23 protein-coding genes and 1 pseudogene are annotated in these 24,131 nt (G+C 63.1%); 13 read left to right on the top strand and 11 right to left on the bottom strand.

Annotated elements, in window-relative coordinates; genetic code table 11:
* Window positions 1-77 precede the first annotated feature (77 nt).
* The 3 genes from RO009_17525 to RO009_17535 all read left to right on the top strand — a co-directional run bounded on the left by RO009_17525 (window position 78) and on the right by RO009_17535 (window position 2,808).
* Window positions 78-701: a MarC family protein gene (locus RO009_17525; protein ID MDT3686834.1), complete on the top strand. Its 624-nt coding sequence runs from the start codon at window positions 78-80 to the stop codon at window positions 699-701.
* 219 nt (window positions 702-920) lie between these two features.
* Window positions 921-1,343 carry a YciI family protein gene (locus tag RO009_17530; protein ID MDT3686835.1) on the top strand — a complete coding sequence of 141 codons (423 nt, stop codon included), beginning with the start codon at window positions 921-923 and terminating at the stop codon, window positions 1,341-1,343.
* A 202-nt stretch (window positions 1,344-1,545) separates the two neighbouring features.
* Complete coding sequence (locus tag RO009_17535; protein ID MDT3686836.1) at window positions 1,546-2,808, top strand: RNA polymerase sigma factor; 1,263 nt, start codon at window positions 1,546-1,548, stop codon at window positions 2,806-2,808.
* A gap of 75 nt (window positions 2,809-2,883) precedes the next feature.
* On the opposite strand, the gene ipdC is transcribed toward RO009_17535, so the two are convergent.
* Window positions 2,884-4,527 carry an indolepyruvate/phenylpyruvate decarboxylase gene (ipdC, locus tag RO009_17540; GenBank protein MDT3686837.1) on the bottom strand — a complete coding sequence of 548 codons (1,644 nt, stop codon included), beginning with the start codon at window positions 4,525-4,527 and terminating at the stop codon, window positions 2,884-2,886.
* A 73-nt stretch (window positions 4,528-4,600) separates the two neighbouring features.
* Between ipdC and RO009_17545 the strand changes: the two genes are divergently transcribed.
* Window positions 4,601-5,092 (top strand): DUF1772 domain-containing protein, encoded by a 492-nt coding sequence (locus RO009_17545; protein ID MDT3686838.1) that lies wholly within the window; start codon window positions 4,601-4,603, stop codon window positions 5,090-5,092.
* Here the strand turns inward: RO009_17545 and RO009_17550 are convergent.
* Together RO009_17550 and RO009_17555 are read right to left on the bottom strand one after the other, a co-directional pair.
* Window positions 5,089-5,568 (bottom strand): single-stranded DNA-binding protein, encoded by a 480-nt coding sequence (locus RO009_17550; protein MDT3686839.1) that lies wholly within the window; start codon window positions 5,566-5,568, stop codon window positions 5,089-5,091. The genes RO009_17545 and RO009_17550 overlap by 4 nt on opposite strands.
* A 393-nt stretch (window positions 5,569-5,961) precedes the next feature.
* Entirely contained in the window at window positions 5,962-6,273 is a 312-nt protein-coding gene (locus RO009_17555; protein MDT3686840.1) for a hypothetical protein, read from the bottom strand.
* Between RO009_17555 and RO009_17560 the strand changes: the two genes are divergently transcribed.
* Window positions 6,274-7,968 (top strand): class I SAM-dependent methyltransferase, encoded by a 1,695-nt coding sequence (locus RO009_17560; GenBank protein MDT3686841.1) that lies wholly within the window; start codon window positions 6,274-6,276, stop codon window positions 7,966-7,968.
* Here RO009_17560 and ligD read toward each other — a convergent pair whose 3' ends face one another.
* The 4 genes from ligD to RO009_17580 form a co-directional block, all read right to left on the bottom strand.
* Entirely contained in the window at window positions 7,969-9,855 is a 1,887-nt protein-coding gene (gene ligD, locus RO009_17565; GenBank protein MDT3686842.1) for a DNA ligase D, read from the bottom strand.
* A gap of 4 nt (window positions 9,856-9,859) precedes the next feature.
* Complete coding sequence (locus RO009_17570) at window positions 9,860-10,642, bottom strand: DNA polymerase ligase N-terminal domain-containing protein (GenBank protein MDT3686843.1); 783 nt, start codon at window positions 10,640-10,642, stop codon at window positions 9,860-9,862.
* A gap of 2 nt (window positions 10,643-10,644) precedes the next feature.
* The gene (locus RO009_17575; GenBank protein MDT3686844.1) at window positions 10,645-11,538 is read right to left on the bottom strand and encodes a Ku protein; all 894 of its coding nucleotides are present in this window, start codon (window positions 11,536-11,538) and stop codon (window positions 10,645-10,647) included.
* Window positions 11,539-11,665: 127 nt separating this feature from the next.
* Window positions 11,666-12,421: an SDR family oxidoreductase gene (locus tag RO009_17580; protein ID MDT3686845.1), complete on the bottom strand. Its 756-nt coding sequence runs from the start codon at window positions 12,419-12,421 to the stop codon at window positions 11,666-11,668.
* A 152-nt stretch (window positions 12,422-12,573) separates the two neighbouring features.
* Between RO009_17580 and RO009_17585 the strand changes: the two genes are divergently transcribed.
* On the top strand, window positions 12,574-13,464 hold the full coding sequence (locus RO009_17585; protein MDT3686846.1) for an AraC family transcriptional regulator: 891 nt from the start codon (window positions 12,574-12,576) through the stop codon (window positions 13,462-13,464).
* Window positions 13,465-13,841: 377 nt separating this feature from the next.
* Window positions 13,842-16,907, top strand: coding sequence for an excinuclease ABC subunit UvrA (gene uvrA / locus RO009_17590; protein ID MDT3686847.1), 3,066 nt, complete (start codon window positions 13,842-13,844; stop codon window positions 16,905-16,907).
* Window positions 16,908-16,910: 3 nt separating this feature from the next.
* Here the strand turns inward: uvrA and RO009_17595 are convergent, their stop codons facing one another.
* From RO009_17595 to dgt, 3 genes are all read right to left on the bottom strand, one after another.
* Window positions 16,911-17,246 (bottom strand): hypothetical protein, encoded by a 336-nt coding sequence (locus tag RO009_17595; GenBank protein MDT3686848.1) that lies wholly within the window; start codon window positions 17,244-17,246, stop codon window positions 16,911-16,913.
* Between the two features lie 27 nt (window positions 17,247-17,273).
* Window positions 17,274-18,406, bottom strand: a protein-coding gene (locus RO009_17600; protein MDT3686849.1) for an IS3 family transposase whose coding sequence is annotated in 2 segments (ribosomal slippage) — window positions 17,274-18,145 and window positions 18,145-18,406 — 1,134 coding nt in all. Because the reading frame shifts where the segments join, the coding sequence is not laid out codon by codon here.
* Between the two features lie 48 nt (window positions 18,407-18,454).
* On the bottom strand, window positions 18,455-19,132 hold the full coding sequence (gene dgt / locus RO009_17605) for a dNTP triphosphohydrolase (GenBank protein ID MDT3686850.1): 678 nt from the start codon (window positions 19,130-19,132) through the stop codon (window positions 18,455-18,457).
* A 522-nt stretch (window positions 19,133-19,654) separates the two neighbouring features.
* Here dgt and RO009_17610 point away from each other — a divergent pair.
* The 6 genes and pseudogenes from RO009_17610 to RO009_17635 all read left to right on the top strand — a co-directional run bounded on the left by RO009_17610 (window position 19,655) and on the right by RO009_17635 (window position 23,868).
* The gene (locus RO009_17610) at window positions 19,655-20,455 is read left to right on the top strand and encodes a methyltransferase domain-containing protein (GenBank protein MDT3686851.1); all 801 of its coding nucleotides are present in this window, start codon (window positions 19,655-19,657) and stop codon (window positions 20,453-20,455) included.
* A 101-nt stretch (window positions 20,456-20,556) separates the two neighbouring features.
* Window positions 20,557-21,189: a hypothetical protein gene (locus RO009_17615; protein ID MDT3686852.1), complete on the top strand. Its 633-nt coding sequence runs from the start codon at window positions 20,557-20,559 to the stop codon at window positions 21,187-21,189.
* Window positions 21,190-21,440: 251 nt separating this feature from the next.
* A complete protein-coding gene (locus RO009_17620) occupies window positions 21,441-21,641 on the top strand; it encodes a hypothetical protein (GenBank protein MDT3686853.1) in 201 nt (66 codons plus the stop codon).
* A pseudogene (locus RO009_17625) lies at window positions 21,638-21,894 on the top strand (hypothetical protein). Before RO009_17620 ends, RO009_17625 begins: the two are co-directional and overlap by 4 nt.
* A gap of 80 nt (window positions 21,895-21,974) precedes the next feature.
* Window positions 21,975-22,619, top strand: a complete 645-nt coding sequence (locus tag RO009_17630) for a hypothetical protein (protein MDT3686854.1) — start codon at window positions 21,975-21,977, stop codon at window positions 22,617-22,619.
* A 163-nt stretch (window positions 22,620-22,782) separates the two neighbouring features.
* Entirely contained in the window at window positions 22,783-23,868 is a 1,086-nt protein-coding gene (locus RO009_17635) for a fatty acid desaturase (protein ID MDT3686855.1), read from the top strand.
* 104 nt (window positions 23,869-23,972) lie between these two features.
* Here the strand turns inward: RO009_17635 and RO009_17640 are convergent, their stop codons facing one another.
* Entirely contained in the window at window positions 23,973-24,098 is a 126-nt protein-coding gene (locus RO009_17640; GenBank protein MDT3686856.1) for a hypothetical protein, read from the bottom strand.
* Window positions 24,099-24,131 lie beyond the last annotated feature (33 nt).

Raw genomic sequence — 24,131 nt, forward strand, 5'->3', positions numbered from 1 at the left:
ACCGCGTCACAATCTGCACGATTGCGACAAAATCCGGCTAGATTGGCGGGGCGCAGGACCCGCAACGAACATCCCCCATGCCGCTCGAATTTGCCGTTTCCGCGCTGGTGACGCTGCTGGTCGTGGTTGACCCGGTCGGTCTTGTTCCGGCTTTCATCTCCATGACCGAGGGCTTGCCGTCGTCGGCACGGCGACAGGTCGCGATCCGCGCCTGCCTGATCGCTCTCTGCATCCTGCTCGGCTCCGCGCTGATCGGCGACTGGCTCCTTAAACATCTCGGCATCGGCCTGCCGGCATTCCGCATTGCCGGCGGATTGCTGCTGTTCTGGATCGCCTCTGACATGGTGTTCGGCTGGCGCGTCGAACGCGATGCCCGAACCGCCGAACAGGCTGTGCACGAGCATGTGCGCAACATCGCCGCCTTTCCGCTCGCCATTCCGTTGCTGGCGGGCCCTGGGGCGATTACCGCTGTCATCCTTCTCGCCGGCCGGACGCGCGGCGATCTCGCCATGCTTGGCGGCATTCTCGGCGTGATCGTGCTTGTGATGCTGTCGTCGCTCGTTGTGTTTTTATTCGCGACCCGTATCGCAAAACTCCTTGGCGTCACCGGTAACATCGTGATGTCACGGCTGCTCGGCGTGATCCTTGCCGCACTGGCGGTGCAATTCGTGATCGACGGCGTCCGCGCGGTATGGAGCTAAAGTGTTTTTGCGGCGAAGTGGGAACCGGTTCGCCGCAGAAAACGCGATCAAATAAAGGAATCTGGAGCATGATCCAATCTGAGCGGATCATCTTTTGGTCCAGGTTCCGCCAGCAGGGCCCCTAAAAAAATTTCGATCGTATGTCGATCCCGCCGTCTGCCGTTCGTCGTGGGAGCAGGAAGGCCGCTGGGGCCTCCATGGATCTGAGGAGGCAGAACAATGCGTGTCATGGTGATGGTGAAGGCGACGAAGGACTCCGAAGCGGGCATCATGCCGTCGACCGAGTTGCTTGAGGCCATGGGCAAGTTCAACGAGGAACTGGTGAATGCCGGAATCATGCTGGCCGGCGACGGCCTGAAGCCGTCGTCTCAGGGCAAGCGCGTGGCTTTTGACGGCCCGGGCCGCACCGTCATCGACGGACCCTTCGCCGAAACCCGCGAGCTGGTCGCGGGCTACTGGATCTGGGAGGTCAAGGACATGGCCGAGGCAGTCGAATGGGTAAAGCGCTGCCCCAACCCGATGCCGGGTCCGAGCGAGATCGAAATCCGCCCGCTGTACGAGATGGCGGATTTCGACGAGGTGATGACGCCCGACGCGGCCGCACCGCACGATCGGGTCCGCGAAAAGCTGGAGCGGCGCTGAGGCAAGCCGTCCGGCGCTGGGGCGTGGTTGGCCGCGTCCCAGCCGCGCCGCCGCAACGCCTTTGTCGAGCGGGCGGCGCATTGCCTCCGTCCGCCCGGCGTAAAATCACTCACAAGGCGCAAAGGCCTGACGCCGCGACACCATCGGCAAGGTCAGCGCGACCAGCTTGCCTTGCGCCCCGCCTTTCCCTTAAGCGGGGCGCGTGGCAGCGCGCGAAACCCATAACGCGATCGAAACCGTATTTCGCATCGAGCAGGCGAGGCTGATCGCCGGCCTCACCAGGATGGTGCGGGACGTGGGGCTCGCCGAGGAGCTGGCGCAAGATGCGCTTGTGACCGCGCTCGCCGAATGGCCGAAGACCGGGGTTCCGGACAGGCCAGGTGCCTGGCTGATGGCTGCAGCCAAACGCCGGGCCATCGACGGGCTTCGCCGCGAAAAGATGCTCGCACGCAAGCACGCCGAGATTGGCCGGGACCTCGAGGACGAGCGCGACACCCGCATCGAGAAGATCGATGCCTCCTTGGACGACGACCTTGGCGACGAACTGCTCGGTCTTATCTTCGCCGCTTGCCACCCGGTCCTGTCGCCCGAGGCGCGTGCGGCGCTCACCTTGCGGCTGATCGGCGGGTTGACCACGGACGAGATCGCCCGCGCCTTTCTCTCGAACGAAGCGACCATTGCCCAGCGTATCGTCCGGGCCAAGAAGACCCTGCGTGAGGCCAACCTGACCTATCAGGTGCCACGCGGCAAGGAACGGCAAGCGCGCCTCGCTTCGGTGCTGGAGGTCATCTACCTGGTCTTCAACGAAGGCTATGCCGCCACCGCCGGCGAAGACCTGATCCGACCGGCCCTGTGCGCCGAGGCGCAACGTCTCGGCCGCATTCTTGCCGGCGTGCTGCCTGAGGAGCCCGAGGTGTTCGGTCTCCTCGCGCTGATGGAAATCCAGGCCTCGCGTCTTGCCGCCCGTACGGCGCCGGATGGCTCATTCATTCCCCTGCCCGAGCAGAACCGCGCCCGCTGGGACCAACTACTGATCCGCCGCGGCCTAGCCGCGCTCGAACGCGCGGAAGCGCTCGGCGGCACAAACGGACCCTATGTGCTGCAAGCCGAACTCGCCGCCTGCCATGCAAGGGCACGCAAGGCGGATGACACGGACTGGGCGAGGATCGCGGGGCTTTACGACACGCTCCGCGACGTCATGCCCACCCCCGTTGTCGACCTCAATCGCGCGGTGGCTCACAGCATGGCTTTCGGCCCGGAGGCCGGACTGACGCTGTTAGGCGAGATCGAACAGGCTGCGGCCCTGCGCAACTACGCGCCGCTCCCGGCGGCAAAGGGCGATTTTCTGTTTCGAGCAGGCCGACTGCCAGAAGCCAGGGTTGAATTCGAGCGTGCAGCAGACCTCACCCGCAATGTCCGGGAAAAGGCTTTCCTGCTCGGACGCGCGGCGGCCTGCGGCAACTGACCTTCAATCCGGCGTGTATTTGCTCTTGCGGAATTCCTCAAACGAACATCGTTCCGTCTTCGCGCAGCCGTCCTCTTATTGCTTCGCCGCCGCTTTCTCCCGCACCGCCTTGAAGCCAGCAACAAAGCGTGCCAGCGTTTTCGAGGTGACCCCGCGCGGCAGCATCACCTCGACCAGTGAAAACCGGTCACGCCGCTTCACCGCAGCTTCCAGTGCACCGACAAGCTCGCGGCGCGTGCTGACGCGCTCGCCGTGCCCGCCCATGGATGCAGCCATGTCGGCGAAATGCCAGTCGTCGAGATCGTTGAACTTTGATTCCGGCTGGAACGCGCGCAGCATCTCCCAGCTCGCATTGTTGAACAATACCACGATCGGCGCGAGACCGTAGCGGCGGCAATTGCCGAGCTCAAAGCCGGTCATCTGGAACGCGCCGTCACCAACCAGGATGAGCGGCCGGCGGCCGGTCGCGGCGGCAACGGCGATGCCGGCCGGCACACCAAATCCCATGCCGGCATAATAGCCGGGCGCGGCCAGCGCCGTGTTCTCGATTTCCATGGCGGTGAACAGGCAGTCGCCGACATCCGAGGTCATCGGCATCGGGCCGTGCTTGTCGAAGAGATCGTTGATGGCGCAGGCAATGTCGGAGGGAGTCAATGTCTCGTCGTTCGCCTTCAGACCGCGCGGATAAGGCGCGGCCGTCCTGACGCCATCGGTTTTTGCCGCGGCTTTCGGCGCCCGGGCGATCAGCGCATCCACCAGATCGTCCAGCGGCAGGTCCGGATATTGGTGATGTCCCACCCGCACCTGCCGATCAATCGCCAGCATCGTGCGGCGCGCATCGAGCGTGCGTTGCGACAATGCAAAATTGGTGTCGGAGAGAATGACGCCGAGCAGCAGCAGGGCGTCCGCCTGCTCCACCAGCTTGGTGATCCGAGGGTCGCCGGCCGCCGCGAGATAGGTGCCGGCGACCACGTCCGGCGCGTCCTCCAGCAGGCCGCGCCCCATGAAGGTCGTCACCACCGGAATGCCGAGCTTGCGGGCGAGAGTGGCGACGCGCTTCTCCATCCCATAGCGGCGGATTTCCACGTCCACAATGATGACCGGCGATTTGGCGGAAGTCAGCTTGTCGAGAATCTCCGCCGCGCATTCCGACAAGGCGGCGCGGTCTGCCGTACGCCGCGGCAGCACCGGCACCGCCTCGCAGGCCGCCGACACCATGTCGCGGGGAAATTCGATATAGACCGGCAACGAGCGCTCGCGCGCGCTGCGCAGCACGCGCGCGATCTCGACGGGCGCTGTGGCCGCATTGGTCAGCACCGCCTGATCGCAGGTGATCTCGCGAAAAACCGCAAGCTGGGTGTCGATGGTTTTCGCCTGATGATGCAGCAGGAAGCCGCTCGAGCGCTCCGCCGCGCCGGGCGCGCCTGCGATCACCACGACAGGCGAACGCTCGGCATAGGCGCCTGCGACCGCGTTGACGAGATTGAACGCACCCGCGCCGTAGGTCACGACCGCAACGCCGATGCCGGAATGATAGCGCGCGGCAGCATCTGCGGCGAAGCCGACGGCCGGCTCATGGCTCAACTGGAAATGCGGCAGGATGCCGCTCTCTTCAATCACTTTGTAAAAAGGCAGAACGAAATCACCGGGAATGCCGAAAATCTCTTTCGCGCCGTGATTCTTCAAAGCGTGCAGCAGAGCGGTGGCCAATGTGGGCATAACAATTCCCGGCGTTGCGTGGGAACGTTAGCCTCGGGATGTCGTTGATAGCAATGGCCTGCCGGATCGACGCATGCAGTCCAATGTGAAAATCCTGCATTTTCTGGCGATCATCCTCACCGCCCTCGCGCTGGTGCCCGGCGGAGCGCATCTCTTCTCGCTTCCCAACAAGATCGGGCTGGATGATGACAATTACTTGGTCGTGCAGGCCATCTATCGTGGCTGGGCCCTCTTCGGCATCGTGATTTTTGCCGCGCTGGCGGCCAATCTTCTGCTGGCTGCCATCGTGCGCGCGCAGAAAGCCGCGGCCGCCCTCGCACTTGTCGCCGCCCTCTGCATCGTCCTGTCGCTGGTCGTGTTCTTCACCTGGACATATCCGGCCAATGTCGCCACCGACAATTGGACCGCGATGCCGGATAACTGGGAAAAACTGCGGACGGCTTGGGAATATTCCCATGCCGCCAACGCCTTCATCACATTTGCCGCGCTTTGCGCTACGACCCTGTCCGCGCTGGTTTCGGCGCAGGGAAACGAGCGGAAAGACCTGGCGAGTGGAAAGATCTAGAAGGGGATCTCGTCGTCCATGTCGCCACGGCCACCGCCGGCCATGGCCGGTTTGCGCGCCGATGTCGGGCCGCTGGAGCCGAAATCATTGCCGCCGGAATAATCCGAGACCCGCTCGCCGCCGCCGCGGCCGTCAAGCATGGTGAGCTGCGAATTGAAGCCCTGCAGCACCACTTCGGTCGAGTATTTCTCGATGCCGTCCTTGTCGGTCCATTTGCGCGTCTGCAGCGCGCCCTCGATGTAAACCTTCGAGCCCTTCTTCAGATATTGCTCGGCGATCCGGCACAGGCCCTCATTGAAGATCACTACCCGGTGCCACTCGGTCTTTTCCTTGCGCTCGCCGGTGTTCTTGTCCTTCCAGCTTTCCGAAGTGGCGATGCGCAGATTGGCAATCGGCCGGCCGTCCTGGGTGCGGCGGATTTCAGGATCGGCGCCCAGATTGCCGATGAGAATGACCTTGTTGACGCTGCCTGCCATCGCACGCTCCCGTGTCTGTTCCGTACTGTCCGTAAATCGACCGCACCCTAAGCCCAAGGCTCACGCAAAGTCTCACGCGGCGGACACGGCCGCACAGCGGACCCGCCCTTTTCCACAACGCAGACATGGTGGAATCCGGCCAAGGTCGTCGCGTTCGTGTTCCCTTTTTGTTCCTATCATGCTCTCATCCATTACGCAAGCCGCCACCGGCGAAGAAAGCTCGAGACGCACGGGCTCCGCGAACGCACCCCAGTCCTTAATGATTTCGTTTACCGCCGCCTGCATTGTTCCAAACGGCAGGCAGGGGGTGATTCGATGAATCGTCAGCAGCGGCGCAAACTCAAACGGGCCGGCGGAGCCGACGTTTCGCTTCAGCAACCGCGGCAGAGCATTTCATCCGTCCAGCATCTTTTTGCGGCGGCGTTGCAGCACATGCAGGCCGGACGCCTGTCCAAGGCGATTGAGCTTTACCGTCAGATCCTGGTCGCCGACCCAAGACACACGGCCAGCTTGTACAATCTCGCCGTGATCGCTTTTCAAATCGGTCATATTGACGATGCAGTCAGTTTGAGCCGCGAAGCGCTCGGCGTTGATCCCAACCATGCCGACGCGCACGGCCATCTGGCGGCCGCCCTTGCCACAAAGGGCGAACTGGTGCGTGCAGCCGAACACGCCGAAAAAGCCGTCGAGCTGAACCGCGGGCATATGCGGGCCTACAAGACGCTCGCGGCGGTCTATGCGGCCGGCCGGGATATCCCGCGCGCACTCTACGCCATCATGCGCGGCCTGAAATTCAGGGAAACGCCGCAGCTAAAAGCGATGTTCGTTCAATACGTGAAGGGAGCAACCAACGTTCCGGAGATTCCCGAATTCCGCGAGTACCTCGTTCGCGCGCTGAGCGAGCCTTGGGGCCGTCCCAATTTCATCGCCCATACCTGTTCCAAGCTCGTCAAGCACGATCCCCGCATCAACGCCGCGATCAGGCGCGCCGCTGCGGTCTGGCCCAAGCGCCTCGCCTTCAACGAATTGTTCGGTGAGGACGGTTTCGTCGCCACAAGTCGCGATCCCCTCCTGCGTGCGCTGCTCGAGAATGGGCGGTTGCCTGACGTCGCGACGGAGTGTTTTCTCACGATGGTACGGACCGAGATGCTGGGCATCGCGGCCTCGCCGCATCGTGAGGTCATGTCCGATCCGGCCGCGCTCGACTTTTTCTGCGCCCTGGCGCGGCAATGCTTCATCAACGAATACGTCTTCGCGGAGACTGAGAGCGAACGTGAGGTCGTTGTCGGGCTGCGCTACAAACTCGCGGCAACGCTGCGGTTGAACGGCGAGATTGATCCGCTGTCGCTGGTCGCGGTCGCCGCCTACGAACCGCTCTGCAGTATCCCGGATTGCGAAGCGCTGCTGACGCGATCATGGCCGCCAGCCGTCGACGCCTTGTTGACGCAGCAGGTGCGCGAACCCGTGGCCGAGCGCAATATGCGCAGCAGCATCCCACGGCTGACTGAGGTCGATGACGGTGTTTCGGCCCTGGTGCAGCAACAATATGAAGAGAATCCGTACCCGCGGTGGGCAAAGACGGTTGCCGCCCACAGTGCGGGGCCGATTGATCGCAACTTCAAAGCCCAATTCCCGCACGCGCCATACCGCCCCCTTGAAAAGACGACCGTCGACGCTCTGATTGCGGGTTGCGGAACAGGCCAGCAGGTGGTGGACCTCGCCACCGCGATCACAGGGGCACGCGTTCTCGCTGTCGATCTCAGCCTGACCAGCTTGTGTTACGCCAAGTGTCGCACCGACGCGATGGGATTGACGAATGTTGATTATGGTCAGGCCGACATTCTCAAGCTCGGCTCACTCGGCCGCAGCTTCGACGTCATCGCCTGCACCGGCGTGTTGCACCATCTCCGGGACCCGCTGGAAGGCTGGCGCACGCTGCTCTCGCTGCTGCGGCCGAACGGTCTGATGCAAATTGCGCTCTACAGCGAAACGGCGCGCGCTAGTATCGTGGCTGCGCGGAACTTCATCGCCGAAAAAGGATATGGCGTCGGCGCTGAAGACATCCGCCGCTGCCGGCAGGACATCATGCGGCTGGATGTCCGCTCTCCGATCGCTCCCGTGGCGATGACGACCGATTTCTTCGGTACCAGCGATTGCCGCGACCTCCTGTTCCATGTTCAGGAGCACCGTTTCACAATTCCGAAGATCAAAGCCTTTCTGGCGGAGAACGGCTTGCAGTTTCTCGGCTTCTTCACGGCTGATCCGCTGATCCGCGAATATCCCAAAATGTTCCCGGACGATCTTGCCCGCATCAACCTCGACAATTGGCACGAGTTCGAACAGCGGCATCCGATGGCCTTCGCCAGCATGTATCAGTTCTGGGTGCAGAAGCAGGACTGATCATGCCCCCCTCATCTTCGGCAATGCCTGTCTCACCTTGAAATACCCCGCCCAGGGGTCGCGTTTGCCGATGAACCGCTTCGCCTCCCCCACCCGCACCGGATGGGCATTTTCCATCCGCGCAAGCTGCGCCCACGACACCGGCATGGCGACAAACGCGCCGCGTCGCGACCGCGTCGAGAACGGCGCGATGGCGGTGGCGCCGCGCTGATTGCGCAGGTAATCGACAAAAATCCGTCCCTTGCGTTTTGCCTTTGACATGTTGGCAACAAAGCGATCCGGCTCCTCTTCCGCCATGACGCGCGCCAGGGCCTCGGCAAATTCCCGATGCTGATCCCAGGAATGCCCGCGCGTGAGCGGCACCACGACGTGCACGCCTTTGCCGCCCGTCACCATCGGAAAGCTTTCCAGTCCGAGGTCCTGCAGGCGATCGCGCATGTCCCTGGCCGCTGCTCGCACATGCGCAAAATCAAGCCCTTCGTCCGGATCGAAATCGAAGATCATGCGGTCCGGCTTCTCCACGTCATCGACGTGACAGCCCCACAGATGCAGTTCCAGCACACCGACCTGCACCGCGGCGATCAGTCCGCGTTCGTCCTCGATATAGAGATATTGCGCGGAGCCGGATTTTTCGCGAATGCGCACCGGACGAAATTGCTCGGGAAAACCGTCGGAGGCGTGCTTTTGGAAAAAGCATTGCTTGCCGCTCCCTTGCGGACAGCGCACCAGGCTGATCGGACGATTGGCGACATGCGGCAGAATCAAATCCGCGATTGACAGATAATGTTCGATCAGTTCGCGCTTGGTGACGCCCTGATCGGCGAACAGGACCTTGTCGGGATGAGTGACTCGGACACCCGCGATCTCGTCGGCGCCGTCATCGGCCACTGACGAGCGCACGCTGCTGCGCGGCGCTGCCAGCTTGCGCCGCGCCGCGGTTTTCGCGGATCTGCCTTTCGTTTGTCTGCCTTTTGTTTTCTTGGCAGATCTCGCCGCCGCCTTCGCGATCTTGCGGGTCGGCATCGGCTCCTCCTTCACGATTTCGGTCGCCGGCTTGTCACCGCGCAATCCCTTGAACGCACCCTGGCGGACCAGTCCGTCCCGCGTCCAGCCGCGAAATTCGATCTCGGCGACAAGCTCCGGCTCAATGAAATGCGCGCGGCGCGCAATATCCGGCGGCACGTCCTTCACCGGCGGAATCTTGCGCACCCGCTTCTTGAACTCCTTCGACAGATGTTCGAGCCTTGCTCCAGTATAGCCGGTGCCGACGCGGCCCGCGTAGCGAAGCCGTTCGCCCTCCTTCACCGCCAGCAGAAGAGATGAGAACGGCCGGCCCGCCTTGGTCGAGGGTCGCCATCCGACAATGACGAATTCCTGCTCCATCCCGCATTTGCTCTTCAGCCAGCCCTTGCTGCGGCCCGAGCGGTAGGGGGCGTCTGCCAGTTTGGAGATGATGCCTTCCAGATGCAGGCCGCAGGCCTTCGCATAAACGTCGTCGCCATGCCCGACGACATGTTCGGAATAGGCCAGCGGCCCTCCATGCGCGCCTGATTCGATCAATTCCTTCAGGATCTGCTTGCGCTCGATCAGCGGCTTCTTGCGCAGATCCTCTCCGTCCAGATGCAGGATGTCGAACAGATAATACGCGATGCGGCCCTTGCCGCCCGACAAGGCATCCTGCAGCGCGCCGAAATCGGTCCGGCCGTGCTCATCGGCGACCGCCATCTCGCCGTCCAGGATGGCGGTGTCACAGTCAAGACCGGAGAGCGAGGGCACGATCGGTCGGAACTTGTCGGTCCAGTCCAATCCCTTGCGGGTGCGAAGGACAACCCGCCCACCGCCGAGCGAGGCGATCACCCGATAGCCGTCGAACTTGATTTCATGCACCCAGTCACCGCCTGCGGGCGGGGCGTCGACCAGGGTTGCGAGCTGCGGTTCGACGAACGGCGGAGGTGCGGCGTTTTTTTTTTACGCGGCTGGACTTGGCTGTCCGCGTCTTGGCTGCTTTCGGCGCCGCGGCCACCTTGCGGCGCCCGACGATTTCAATGTCATCGCCGTGCGCTTTTCGCGCCGGCTTGTTGGAGTGCCAGACCTTCCTGCCACCGGCGATTTCTTCCATCTCGCGGCCGGAGGCGACGCTGGTCATTTCCCGATCGACGATCAGTTTTCCGCGGCGGCGAACAAACTCATCGTTCTCCTTGATCAGCAGCCAGTTATCCTTGTCCTTCGGACTGCGCGCGCGCAGGCGCACCAGCGCCCAGTTGCCGTGCAGGCGTTCGCCCTGCAGCTCGAAGCTCAGCTTGCCTTTCTCCAGCGCGGCATCGACATCGTCCTGATGCGGCGTCCAGGTGCCGCGATCCCACAGCATCACCGTGCCGCCGCCATATTCTCCTTCCGGGATCGTCCCCTCGAATGTCCCGTATTCAATTGGATGATCTTCAACATGAACGGCGAGGCGCTTGTCGTCCGGATTTTCGCTGGGTCCTTTCGGAATGGCCCAGCTCATCAGCGTGCCGTTCCATTCCAGCCGGAAATCGTAGTGCAGCCGGCTGGCATCATGCTTCTGGATCAGGTAGCGCAGCTTGCGGCCGGATTTGCGCTGGACGCCTTTTGGCTCCGGGGTGCGCCGGAAGTCGCGCTTGGCCTTGTAGGCGCGCAGGCGATCCGACGCCATGATCAGGCTGCCGCTTTCTTGCGCGCGGATTTCTTGCGCGTCGATTTGGCGGATTTCTTCTTGGCCGCGGGCCGGCGCGAGGAGCCGGAGCTGCGGGTCTCGGATTTTTTGCCGCCCTCCTTGCCGACGGAGCGCCGCAGGGCATCCATCAGGTTGATGACGTTGCTGGCCGGCGGGGTCTCCTCGATCTCCTTTGGCGCCCGCTTCTCCAGCTTGGCGTCGATCAGTTCACGGAGCGCCGTCGTGTAGGTGTCCTTGAACTTCTCCGGCTGGAATTCACCGCTGCGCTTGTCGATCAGCTCTTCCGCGAGCTCTACCAGATCGGCGTCCACCTTCTTCGCCGGAATGTCGTCGAAAGCCGTGTCCGGCTTCTTCACCTCGTCGGCATAGCGCAGCGTTTCCATCATCAGGCCCTTGCCGCTCGGCTTGATGGCCACGATCGAGCCCTGCCCGCGCACCACGATCTGGCCGAGCGCCACCTTCTTGGTTTTGCGCAGCGCATCCCGCAGCACGAGATAGGCCTCGGTCGCGTCCTCATCCTCTTCGTCCGGCAGGATAAAGAACGGCCGCTCGAAATAAACCGGATCGATGGCATCCTCGTCCACGAACTGTACCAGATCGACCGACTTCTTGGCTTCCAGCTTCAGATCATTGATTTCCTTGTCGGTGAGCAGGACGTATTTGCCCTTCTCGACCTCGTAGCCCTTGACGATATCGTCAGCCTCGACCGGCCCGATGCCTGGCACCACCTTCTCATAACGGATGCGTTTGCCGCTCGGCTCATGGATCTGGTTGAAGGAAATCCGGCTCGATGACTTGGTGGCTGGGATCACTTCCACCGGAATGGACACCAGGGCCAGCCGCAGCCGGCCGGACCAATACGCACGCGTTGCCATGACGAAATTCCCCGCTCTTACGCTCGACAATTGGGGCTGGAACCCAACGGCAACGGCTGGAAGGCGGGTCCGGTTCCATCCGAGGTGCCGGCGAGACGCCCTCGCCGGCACCGCAAGAACGGCGGCCTCAGATGGCCTGACCGCCAGACACCTCGATCCGCTGCGCCGTCACCCAGCGATTGTCGGCCGACAAGAGGCTCGCGATCATCGGGCCGACATCGTCGGCGACGCCGACACGGCCGAGCGCGGTCATGTCGGCGAAGAACTTGTTGAATTCCGGCGTGTCGCGCACGGCGCCGCCGAAGAAGTCGGTCTCGATCGCGCCCGGCGCCACCGCGTTGACCGTGATTCCGCGACTGCCCAGTTCCTTCGCCATATAGACGGTGAGCACCTCCACCGCACCCTTCACCGCCGAATAGGCGGACCACCCGGGAGCTGAAATCCGGGTCAGACCGGAGGACAGGTTCACGATGCGGCCGCCGTCGGCGATCAGCGGCAACAGCGTCTTGGTGAGGAAGAACACGCCCTTGAAGTGGACGTTCACCAGCCTGTCGAATTGCTCCTCGGTGGTGTCGGCGATCAGGGCGTAGTCGCCGTGGCCGGCATTGTTCACGAGATTATCGAAGGTCTCGCGGTTCCAGGTGTCGCGCAAAGCCGCCCGCAGCTTCTCGGCAAACGCTGCGAAAGTGGCGACGTTGCCGGTGTCGAGTTGCAGCGCGACGGCCTTGCGCCCCATTGCCTGAATCTCTGCGACGACGGCCTGCGCTTCGTCGGCCCGGCTGTGATAGGTGAGCACGACATCGCCGCCATGACGGGCGACACTGAGCGCGGTGTTGCGGCCGAGACCCCGGCTGGCGCCAGTAATCAGGGTGATTTTCGTCATATCCATCTCCTGCTGCACGTGTTTTGCGATGGCCGTGTTATGCCGCCGAAGCAGCGGGGATTGTTGCCGGAACCTCGGCGTCTTTTGCCTGATCCTCCAAAAACATCGGAATAGGACGTGCAGAGCGGCCGAAAACGGGATAGGTTCGCGGCATGACATCATTGCTCGACGCCGTTCGCCGCTACGCGGATGCCCATGCCGACCAGGCCGGCGTCGCCCGGACCCTTATTCCAGGCCTCACCGCCCTTCGCGCGACCGCACCGAGCGATCTCGATTACGCGATTTCGCGTCCGCTGGTCGCGCTGGTCGTGCAAGGCACTAAGCAAGTCACCATGGGGGTGCAGGCCTTCACCTTCAGCGCCGGAGACTCGCTGCTGATCGCCGCCGACGTGCCGACCACGAGCCGGATTGTCCGCGCCAGCGCGGGCGTACCCTATTATTCGCTGGTGTTGGATCTTGATCCGGCCGTGATCACCGCGCTGACGACTGAAATGGCTTCAACACCTATGACCGACGACACGCCGGTGCGTGTCGAGCCGACGGAAGCAGAGGTGGCCGATGCCGCCCTGCGCCTCATGCGTCTTCTGGAGCGGCCCGCTTCGGTGCCGGTGCTGCAGGCGCAGCTCGTGCGCGAAATGCATTACTGGTTGCTGGCCGGACGGCATGGTTCGGCCATCCGCCGCCTCGGCTATCCGGACAGTCACGCGCAGCGCGTGGCACGGGCGGTCGCGGTGCTGCGGGCGCAGTTCGCGCAATCCTTGCCGGTCGAGCGCCTGGCCGCGATCGCCGGCATGAGCGTGTCATCGTTCCACCAGCATTTCCGCGCGGTGACATCCCTGTCGCCGCTGCAATTCCAGAAGCAGTTGCGCCTGATCGAGGCGCGGCGGCTGATGCTTGCGGAGGGCGTGTCGGCGAGCAGCGCGGCCTTTTCGGTCGGCTACGAGAGCGTGTCGCAATTCACCCGCGAATACGGCCGGATGTTTGGCCGCTCGCCGGTGCGGGATGCGAGGTCGGCCCGCGGCAGGACCATGGCGGCGGCCTGACCCGCGGACTATATCCGCCTCGCAATCAACGCCTCATCTCAAGCGCATGCCGGTTCGCCGCCTGCGGACAGGGAAGCGGTGATATGTGCGTTTTGGGGGTGGCGTCCCGCTTCCGTTCTCATTACGTTCCGGTGTCCGGATTCCGGAGTTCACACGCGTTTGCCGCGAGCGCGGGGGCGAATTTCGGGATCAAAGGACACCAGCAAACCTTTGATTCTGGTGTGGTCTGGTTCGGACATTCGCTCACAGGGGGGCGCCGCGAGAACGGAGCGAATGTCCGAACCACCGCACCAGTCATCAAACCATCCGAGTCTTGTGGCGCCGTGCCGGCCGGAGCACCGCGTTGATCTCGATATGCCCCGGAATTGGCCGCGTCCATGAACGACCTGTTCGACAAGAAGAAGCCTGCCCGCCCCGACAGCCGCGTCATCTCGATCCGCGGCGCGCGCGAGCACAACCTGAAGAATGTCGACCTCGACATCCCGCGCGACAGCCTCGTGGTGTTCACGGGTCTCTCCGGCTCCGGCAAGTCCTCGCTCGCCTTCGACACCATCTATGCCGAGGGCCAGCGCCGCTACGTCGAGTCGCTCTCCGCCTATGCCCGGCAATTCCTGGAAATGATGCAGAAGCCGGACGTCGACCAGATCGACGGCCTCTCGCCCGCCATCTCCATCGAGCAGAAGACCACCTCGAAGAATCCGCGCTCGACCGTCGGCACCGTCACCGAGATCTACGACTACATGCGCCTGTTATGGGCGCGGATCGGCGTGCCCTATTCGCCGGCCACCGGCCTTCCCATTGAAAGCCAGACCGTCTCGCAGATGGTCGACCGCGTGCTGGCGCTGCCGGAGGGCACGCGGCTCTACATTCTGGCGCCGGTCGTGCAGGACCGGAAGGGCGAATACAGGAAGGAGATCGCCGACTGGATGAAGCGCGGCTTCCAGCGGCTGAAGATCGACGGCAAGTATTACGAGATCGCCGAGGCCCCCGCGCTCGACAAGAAGTTCAAGCACAATATCGACGTGGTGGTGGACCGCATCGTCGTGCGCGCCGACATCAAGCAGCGGCTGGCGGAGTCGTTCGAGACGGCTTTGCATCTCGCCGAAGGCATGGCGGTGGCGGAGTTCGCCGACCCGGCGCAAGCGGCGGCACTATCCTCACCTCCCCCTGAAAGGGGGAGGTCGACCGCGAAGCGGTCGGGTGGGGGTCAGGATGATGACCCCTCCCCGGCGCTGCGCGCCGACCCTCCCCTTTCAGGGGAGGGTAAGGGCACGCGCAAGCTCCTCAAGGGCGCCCATCTCGAGGAGCGCCTGATCTTCTCGGAGAAATTCGCCTGCCCGGTCTCCGGCTTCACCATTGCCGAGATCGAGCCCAGACTCTTCTCCTTCAACAACCCGTTCGGCGCCTGCCCGAAATGCGGCGGCCTCGGCGTCGAGCAGGATATCGACGCCGACCTCGTCATCCCCGACAAGGACGCGACCCTGCGCAAGGGCGCGATCGCGCCGTGGTCGCGCTCCTCCTCGCCTTATTACCTGCAGACGCTGGAGGCGCTCGCCAAGCACTACAAGTTCACCCTCGACACCAAATGGAAGGCGCTGCCGAAGAAGACGCAGAACGCGATCCTGTTCGGCTCCGGCGATGACGAGATCAAGTTCACCTATGACGACGGCATGCGCTCCTACACCACGAAGAAGCCGTTCGAGGGCGTGGTGACCAATCTGGAACGCCGCTTCCGCGAGACCGAAAGCGACTGGGCGCGCGAGGAGCTGGCGAAATATTTCACCGACGTGCCCTGCGACGCCTGCGCCGGCCATCGCCTCAAGCCGGAAGCGCTCTGCGTGAAGATCGACAAGCTGCATATCGGCGAGGTCGCGCAGATGAGCATCCGCCGCGCGGCCGCCTGGTTCGAGAACGTTCCGAAGACGCTGACCAGGCAGCAGAACGAGATCGCTCCGCGCATCCTGAAGGAAATCCGCGAGCGGCTGAAATTCCTGGTCGATGTCGGCCTCGAATATCTCACCCTCGCCCGCGCCTCCGGCACGCTGTCGGGCGGCGAGAGCCAGCGCATCCGGCTTGCCTCGCAGATCGGCTCCGGCCTCACCGGCGTGCTCTATGTGCTGGACGAGCCCTCCATCGGCCTGCACCAGCGCGACAATGCGCGGCTCCTGGAAACGCTCAAGCGCCTGCGCGATCTCGGCAACACCGTGATCGTGGTCGAGCATGACGAGGACGCCATCCGCCTCGCCGATTACGTGGTCGATGTCGGCCCCGGCGCCGGCGTGCATGGCGGGCGCATCGTCGCGCAGGGCGCGCCCGGCGACGTCATGGCCGACAAGCATTCGCTCACCGGCCGCTACCTCACCGGCGAGCTCGGCATCGACGTGCCGGAGCGGCGCGCGCCGAACCCGCGCCGCACCCTGAAGGTCGTCAATGCGCGCGGCAACAACCTGAAGAATGTCACCGCCGACATCCCGCTCGGCCTGTTCACCTGCGTCACCGGCGTGTCCGGCGGCGGCAAGTCGACGCTCCTGGTCGACACGCTCTACAAGGCGATCGCGCGCAAGCTCAACGGCGCCAGTGACGCGCCCGCCCCGCACGACCGCATCGAGGGGCTGGAGCATCTCGACAAGGTCATCGACATCGACCAGTCGCCGATCGGCCGCACCCCGCGCTCCAATCCCGCGACCTATACCGGCGCGTTCACGCCGATCCGCGAATGGTTCGCCGGCCTGCCGGAGTCAAAAGCGCGCGGCTACGAGCCGGGGCGTTTCAGCTTCAACGTCAAGGGCGGCCGCTGCGAGGCCTGCCAGGGCGACGGCGTGATCAAGATCGAGATGCACTTTCTGCCCGACGTCTACGTCACCTGCGAGACCTGCAAGGGCAAGCGCTACAACCGCGAGACGCTGGAAGTCACCTTCAAGCAGAAATCCATCGCCGACATTCTCGACATGACGGTGGACGAGGCCGCCGAGTTCTTCAAGGCGGTGCCGCGCATCCGCGACATCCTCACCACGCTGCAGCGCGTGGGGCTGGGCTACATCCATGTCGGCCAGCAGGCGACCACCTTGTCGGGCGGCGAGGCGCAGCGCATCAAGCTCGCCAAGGAATTGTCCAAGCGCGCCACCGGCCGCACGCTCTACATTCTCGACGAGCCGACCACGGGCCTGCATTTCCACGACGTGGCCAAGCTCCTCGACGTGCTGCACGAGCTGGTCGCGAGCGGCAACTCGGTCGTCGTCATCGAGCACAATCTCGAGGTGATCAAGACCGCGGACTGGATTCTCGATCTCGGCCCCGAAGGCGGCGACGGCGGCGGCGAGATCGTGGTGGCCGGCCCGCCGGAAGACGTGGCGAAGGAAAAGCGCAGCTATACGGGTGCGTTTCTCAAGCCCGTGCTCGCGCGCGGCGGCCCGAAGAAGAAACGGATCGAGGCGGCGGAGTGAGAGTTAGTGCTGTTTTTGAATTGACGGCGCCGACCTTCCTAAGATTCTCTCGTAAAACTCGACGCAATAAGCATCAGTCATTCCAGCAATGTAGTCTGAAATCATTCGGCGCTTCCACGGCGTATTGTCGTTTCCGAATTCGACGAGATCTCGCCAATCTTCTGGCATCAGAAGATAACCGTCGTCAGCAATTAGCTGCTCAAATATTTGCTTGACGATTGATTGCCCGCGATTTTCAGCTGACTTCAGTCGAGAAGACATTATTACAGCTTCAAACGACAGATTCTTCAATATCTCGACCGCGATGAAAGCTCCGACCGAAAGCACTGGCTTCGACATCGCTGTGAGCTGCACCCCGTCTTTGGATCACGCGGCTGGGGAATTTCCAGCCTGTTCGACCAGTGGCGGGCCGTGCGCCGCTGATCGATTCAGCACGTCGATCGGCGGTCGGTTGCCGATCGCGCTGTGTGGTCGCTCCTCGTTGTAGTGTCTACGCCAAGCCTCGCATTTTCGCTGCGCATCGTCGAGGCTCATGAACCAGTGTGCGTTCAGACACTCGCTCCGGAACTTGCCGTTGAACGACTCGATGAATGCGTTGTCGGTGGGCTTGCCTGGCCGGGAGAAGTCGAGCGTGACGTCACGCTGGTAGGCCCAGAGATCGAGATCGCGCGAGACGAACTCGCTGCCCTGGTCGACCCGGATGGCCTTTGGATAGCCAAGCTGGCGGCCGACACGTTCAAGCACCTCGACAACATCGGCACCGCGAAAGTTGAAGCGCACTTCCGTCGCCGGCGAAAACCGGGAGAACGTGTCCACGATGGTGAGCACGCGCAACTTGCGGCCGGTGGCGAGTTGATCGTGCACGAAGTCCATCGCCCAGATCTCGTTCGAGCGGGTCGCTGGCTGACGGTCGTCTCGCAGCCTGGCCTTGACCCGGCGCCTGGGCGTTTTGTTGCGCAATTGCAGGCCCATCTCGCGATACAGCCGATAGACGCGCTTGGCGTTCACCGGCCAGCCCTCACGCCGCAGCAGCACATGAATCCGCCGGTAGCCGTAGCGCACCCGTGTTGCGGCGATCTCCTTCATCCGGTGGCAAAGGGGCGCCTGCCCAGCGCGGCGGCTCTTGTAGTGGTAGGTCGAGGGCTCCGTCACCAGGACTGAACAGGCGCGACGGATCGAGACCTTCCAGGTCGATCGCGCATGATCGACCAACTGCCGACGCCGGGCAGGCTTCATAGTTTGCGGCGAAGAACATCCTGCAGCATGGCGCGATCAAGCGACAGGTCGGCGACCAGCTTCTTGAGCTTGCCGTTCTCATCCTCGAGCTGACGCAGGCGCTTCATCTCCGAGGGCATCAGACCGGCATACTTCTTACGCCAGTTGTAGAACGTGGCTTCGGAGATCCCTGCCTTCCGGCAGACTTCGCCGATCGCGGTGCCGTCCTCCGCCTGCTTCAGCACGAAGGCAATCTGCGCCTCCGAAAACTTCGATCTCTTCATGGTTCGCTCCGTCCTCCGGCCGTTGCCGCAAAACTGGAATTTTCCAGCTTAGCGCAGTCCAGAAAACCGGAGGCAGGTCAGCGCATCTAGATTTCTCGGAATTTGGTGATCATACTTCAGTATGGAAGCAAGCGATCGATACGTGACGTTCAGTCCACATCGATTGTCAACGCCAGCGACGACAGCGACTGGTACGTCGTCCTCGTGAGGATACGTCAACGTTTGCTTCTTCTCGAGTCTGCTGAGAATGCGCAGTGTCTGTGCATTACCTTCAAAGCCACCATACTCAAGCATCTCTTGGTCAAGCTCATGTTCGCCGTTATGCCCGAACGGTGGGTGTCCAATATCGTGAGCTAATCCAGCAAACTCAACCAAGTCGGTGTTTATGTTGTGCTGCTTAAAGTAGGGGTTAATGTCGTTTAATCGTATCGCAATCGATTTTGCTATTTGAGCCACCTCGAGAGAATGAGTGAGGCGATTGCGGAAAAAATCGTTTTCTTGGCAAGGAAAGAGCTGGGCCTTTCCTTGGAGTCGCCGAAAGCTCGGACAATGGATGAGTCGTGCATAGTCGCGACGAAATTCGCTCCGATACAACTCCGGAGCAAGGTCACGCCCTAGGCTCGCCGCAGCAATCCGCTGAATATCTTTCTCAGTGTAAAGCGGCTTCCACGCCCCGTTACCGCCCTTTGGGGCCGCGGATCGTGATTTCTCCTGCTTTCGCCCCATGGGAAACAGAGATTGTTTGTTTGGATTGACCGCCAGACTCAGAAACTTTGATTGACGAGGAACGCGCTTGCAATGCCTCTTTTTTAGCACCTCTAGTTGCAGCCGAGTCAACCCGTTCCATGAGCCGCGTCATAGAGCCCTCCTGAAAACCGCACGAATTAGGATCGTTATCCTAAGTATACCGCTAATTTCAGTTTAGTCAAAATTCCTTTGATTCTCGTCAACGGAGTTGGACTACTACCTCAAAACCGGCTTCCGGGTCGCTTGGTTCCTAGGCCATCGCTTTCCACACCGACACACTGGGATTACGTGCGTGGCCGATCATTCCTGCGGCTCCTTGAATAACCGGTGTGACACATAAATCGGCCCCTTCTCCATCACCGCCTGCAACTGGCTGATCCGCCCGTCACAGGCGCGGCGCAAGCACGCGACATTGGCGCCGCAGGCGTTGCGCTACCTCCCGCGCGTTCGGAAAAGATGCAATACTGACGTCAACGGGACCAGGCTCCGAAAGGGCGGCCCATGACCGACACCGCACGTCACGACGTCTGGGCGCAGGGCGAGGCGTATGAGCGCTATGTCGGGCGCTGGAGCCGCCCGGTTGCCGACCAGTTCCTGCAATGGCTCGCAATTCCCTCCGGCAAGGACTGGCTCGATATCGGCTGCGGCACCGGCGCGCTCAGCCAGCGCATTCTCCAGCACAACGATCCTGCGCGCATTGTCGGCGTCGATTCCTCCGACGGTTTCGTCGCGCATGCGGAAGCCCATGTCGCCGATCCGCGCGCCTCGTTCCGCACCGGCGACGCGCGCGAGCTGCCGGTGGCGAACGATGAATTCGACGCCGCCGTGTCCGGCCTTGTGCTGAACTTCGTTCCCGATCAGCAACAGGCCGTGGCCGAGATGCGCCGCGCCACGCGCCCCAGCGGCACGGTCGCCGCCTATGTGTGGGACTACGAGCAGGGCATGGAGCTGATGCGCCGCTTCTGGGATGCGGCGATCGCGCTCGACCCCGCCGCGCGCGGGCTCGACGAGGGGCTGCGCTTTCCCCTTTGCCGCCCCGACGCGCTGAACGCGCTGTTCGCGGGCGCGGGCCTGTCCGATGTCGCGGTCACCGCCATCGACATTCCGACCGTGTTCGCGGATTTCGATGATTACTGGTCGCCGTTCCTCGGCGGCCAGGGGCCGGCGCCCGGCTATTGCATGAAGCTGCCGGAGGCCGGCCGCGACGCCTTGCGCGAGCGGCTGCGCGCATCGCTGCCGGCGGACGGCAACGGCAACATCCCCCTCACCGCGCGGGCATGGGCCGTACGCGGCACCGCATGATGCCGGACCGGCGCCGCCTGAACCTCCGCCTCTCTCCGATAGACGAAACCGAAATACACGCCTTTAATCGCGGCTGACATGCGCCGCGGATGGGGGGCTGCATGACCGACGTGCTCGGCAAGGTCACCGACGTCAACCAGACCCTGGCCTATGGCGGCCGGAAGATGGGCAAGAGCGCTTTGCGGCACGGGCTTCTGGCGCTCGCGTTGTGCGGCGTGCTGGTCTTGCTCGGGCTGGACTCGCCACTCGACTGGCTGATCGCGGGCGCCGGCCTGGTGCTCGGCCTTCCGCTCGCGATCTACGGCCTCGTGAAATGGCTGGCGCCGCCGACGCCCGCCATGGTGATCTCGCCGCAGGGTATCCGCCAGTATCTCGACTTCGTGAAGACCATCAACATCCCCTGGCACGAGGTGCGCGGAGTGGATTCGATCGACATCAGCGGCAAGGTCGGCCGCGACTTCCATCACCTGACCAACGTGACCGTGGTGCTGGTCACGCGCGCCTTCTACGACCGCCACGTCCATGTCGGCTCGTGGCTCGGCCGTGGCCCGGCCTGGCACATGCTCTATGTGCCGAAAGGCGACATGGTGCAGGTCGCCCTGCATCACCAGATGCTGGACGCGAGCGCCGCCGAATTGCGCGAGGCGGTGGAATGGCGCTGGAAGGCGTTCCGCGACAGGAAGCCGGTGCCGGTTACCGGCCCGCGCATCTTCGGCGGCTTCCGGCGGAAATAGCGCGGCCGCCGCGCGTGATGCGGCGCACCCCTCCACTCTCCTCGTCATGCCCGCGCTTGATCGCAAGTCGGGTTTACCCGACTTGCGCGCGTAACATCCGAAACTCGCATAGATGCGAGTTTCGATGCATCCCGCTTAGGCGGGCACTGCGCCCCTAAGCGGGATGGCCGGGACATAAGGCGTCAACGACGCCGTCTTCGACGGCTATGCCCGGCCATGACGATGCAGAGGGAATGTGCTAGAAATTTTCTATGACCAAACTCGAAGACATCGAGAAAGCCATCGCCACGCTCGCCCCTGACGAGCTTGCAAAATTTCGCGCCTGGTTTGCGGAATTCGACGCCGCGCGCTTCGACGAGAAGATCGCGCGCGACGCGGCTGGCGGGCGGCTCGACGCGCTGGCCGAACAGGCGCTTGCCGATTTCCGCAAAGGCCGCGCGCGCGAGCTATGAGGCATTTCGCCAGTCCGGCCTTCTGGGATGCCTATGCGAAGCTCCCCGGCAACGTCCGCGAACTGGCCGACAAGAACTACGCCCTCCTGAAGAGCGATCCGCACCACCCGTCGCTGCATCTAAGAAGGTCGGCCGCTACTGGTCGGTGCGCGTCGGCCTCCGCCACCGAGCACTGGCCGTCGAGGTCAATGACGGCCTGCTCTGGTTCTGGATCGGCTCGCATGCGGATTATGACGCGCTCATCAGGGGCTGAACCTCCGCCTCTCTCCGATAGACGAAACCGAAATACACGCCTTTAATCGCGGCTGACATGCGCCGCAGATGGGGGGCTGCATGACCGACCTGCTCGGCAAGGTGACCGACGTTCAGAAGACGCTGTCCTATGGCAGCGGCAAGGTCGGCCGCTACTACCTGCGGCTCGCCCTCACCTTGTTCGCGGCCTGCGGCGCGATCGTCTGGCTGCAGCCGTCCGACTTCAGCCGGCTCCAATGGTCGATGGCTTATGTCGGTCTCGTGCTTGGCGCCGGTGGCACCCTCTATGGTCTCCACCGCTGGCTGCGGCCCAGGGCGATGCTGGTGCTGTCCCCCAGCGGCATGCAGATCCACGTCGATATGGTGAAGACCTTCTTCATCCCCTGGCACGAGGTGAAAGGCGTCGAGACGGCCGACATCACCGGCACCTGGCGTGGCAGGAGGATCCTCGTGACCGGCGTCACCGTGGCGCTGATCTCGCGCGCCTTCTATGACCAGCACATCCACATCAATTCCTGGCTGGTGCGCGGCCCCGGCTGGGAGTTCATTTTTGTCCCCAAGGGCAACGTGGTGCAGGTCGCACTCCACCACGCGTCGCTGCCGGCAACGGCGGCCGAATTGCGCGAGGCGGCGGAATGGCGCTGGAAGGCGTTCCGCAATGCCAAGCCCGCCGATCAGAAGCCCACGCGCGGCCCGCGCATCTTCGGCGGCTTCCGGCGGAAATAAGTCGCTGCGAAGCTCGGGTTGAGCGCATTCGCCTGAAAACACTGGCGAATTAAAAACCCCATTGGCCCCGCTGGTGTGCTAGGTTTGTTTCGAACTCCCCTCATCAAAAGCGCGGGCGGCGCAATGCCGGTGCGAGCAGCATCGGCCAGAACGGAACATTTTTTTGACTGACACAAGCGAACTGAAAACGGCTGGCGCGCCTGGCGCGCCAGACCTGTCCACTTCCGATGCACGCAACTGGACCCGCATCCTCAACCGCTATCGCGAGCCGAATGGCGCGCGCAGCCTGATCGAACTTGCGATCACGCTGCTGCCGCTCGCGGTCTTGTGGACTGCGATGTGGGCGGCGCTGCATTTTGTCGGCTACTGGCTCGCCTTGCTGATCGCCGTGCCGGCGGCCGGCTTTCTGGTGCGGCTGTTCATGATCCAGCACGATTGCGGACACGGCGCCTTCTTCCCGCACAAGCAGGTGAATGACTGGATCGGCCGCGTCATCGGCGTCCTCACCATGACACCGTATGATTTCTGGCGCCGCACGCATTCCATGCATCACGCCACTTCCGGCAATCTCGATCGCCGCGGCATGGGTGACATCGACACCCTCACGGTGCGCGAATATCTCGCCCGCTCCTTCTGGGGCCGGCTGCAATACCGGCTGTACCGGCATCCGCTGGTGATGTTCGGCATCGGTCCCGCCTATCTGTTCCTGCTGCAGCACCGCCTGCCGGTCGGCCTGATGCGCGGCGGCTGGCAGCCCTGGATCAGCACCATGGCGACCAATGCCGCTTTGGCGCTGATCGCGGCGACGCTGATTTGGTTCATCGGGCTGCAGGCCTTCCTGCTGATTCACCTCCCCATCATCCTGATCGCTGCCTCGCTTGGCGTCTGGCTGTTCTATGTCCAGCACCAGTTCGAGGAGACCTCCTGGAGCGGGAACAAGGACTGGGATCTGCACGAAGCGGCCCTGCACGGCTCGTCGTATTACGATCTGCCGGCCGTGCTGCGCTGGTTCACCGCCAATATCGGCATCCATCACGTTCATCATCTGTGCAGCCGCATTCCCTATTACCGCCTGCCGAAGGTGCTGCAGGACCATCCGGAACTGCGCGAGATCGGCCGCCTTACCTTGCTGGAAAGCTTTGCCTGCGTGCGGCTAGCGCTGTGGGATGAAGATCGCAAGCAACTCGTGTCGTTCCGGCAAGCGGCCGCTACCCGCCGCCACCCGCCGCAGACATCACGAGCGGCTTGAGCGCAGTCCCCGTTTTCGCGGGATGCCAAAAAAGTCGACTCGGCCTCGTTGCCCGGATTGAGGGCAACGAAATCCGGGGGATCAATCGCGCCGCGTCGCCGGGCTCACCCGCTGCCGGCCACGGCGATCGAATTGCGCGAGGCGGCCAAGCCGTGCTGGCGGGCGTCCGTGATGCCAAGCCCGTCGATCAAAAACCCGCGCGAGGCCCGCGCATCTTCGGCGGCTTTCATCCGAAATAAACGCCCGCTCTGACAAGCACCCCT

The organism is Pseudorhodoplanes sp. (assembly GCA_032027085.1).
Lineage (GTDB): Bacteria > Pseudomonadota > Alphaproteobacteria > Rhizobiales > Xanthobacteraceae > Pseudorhodoplanes.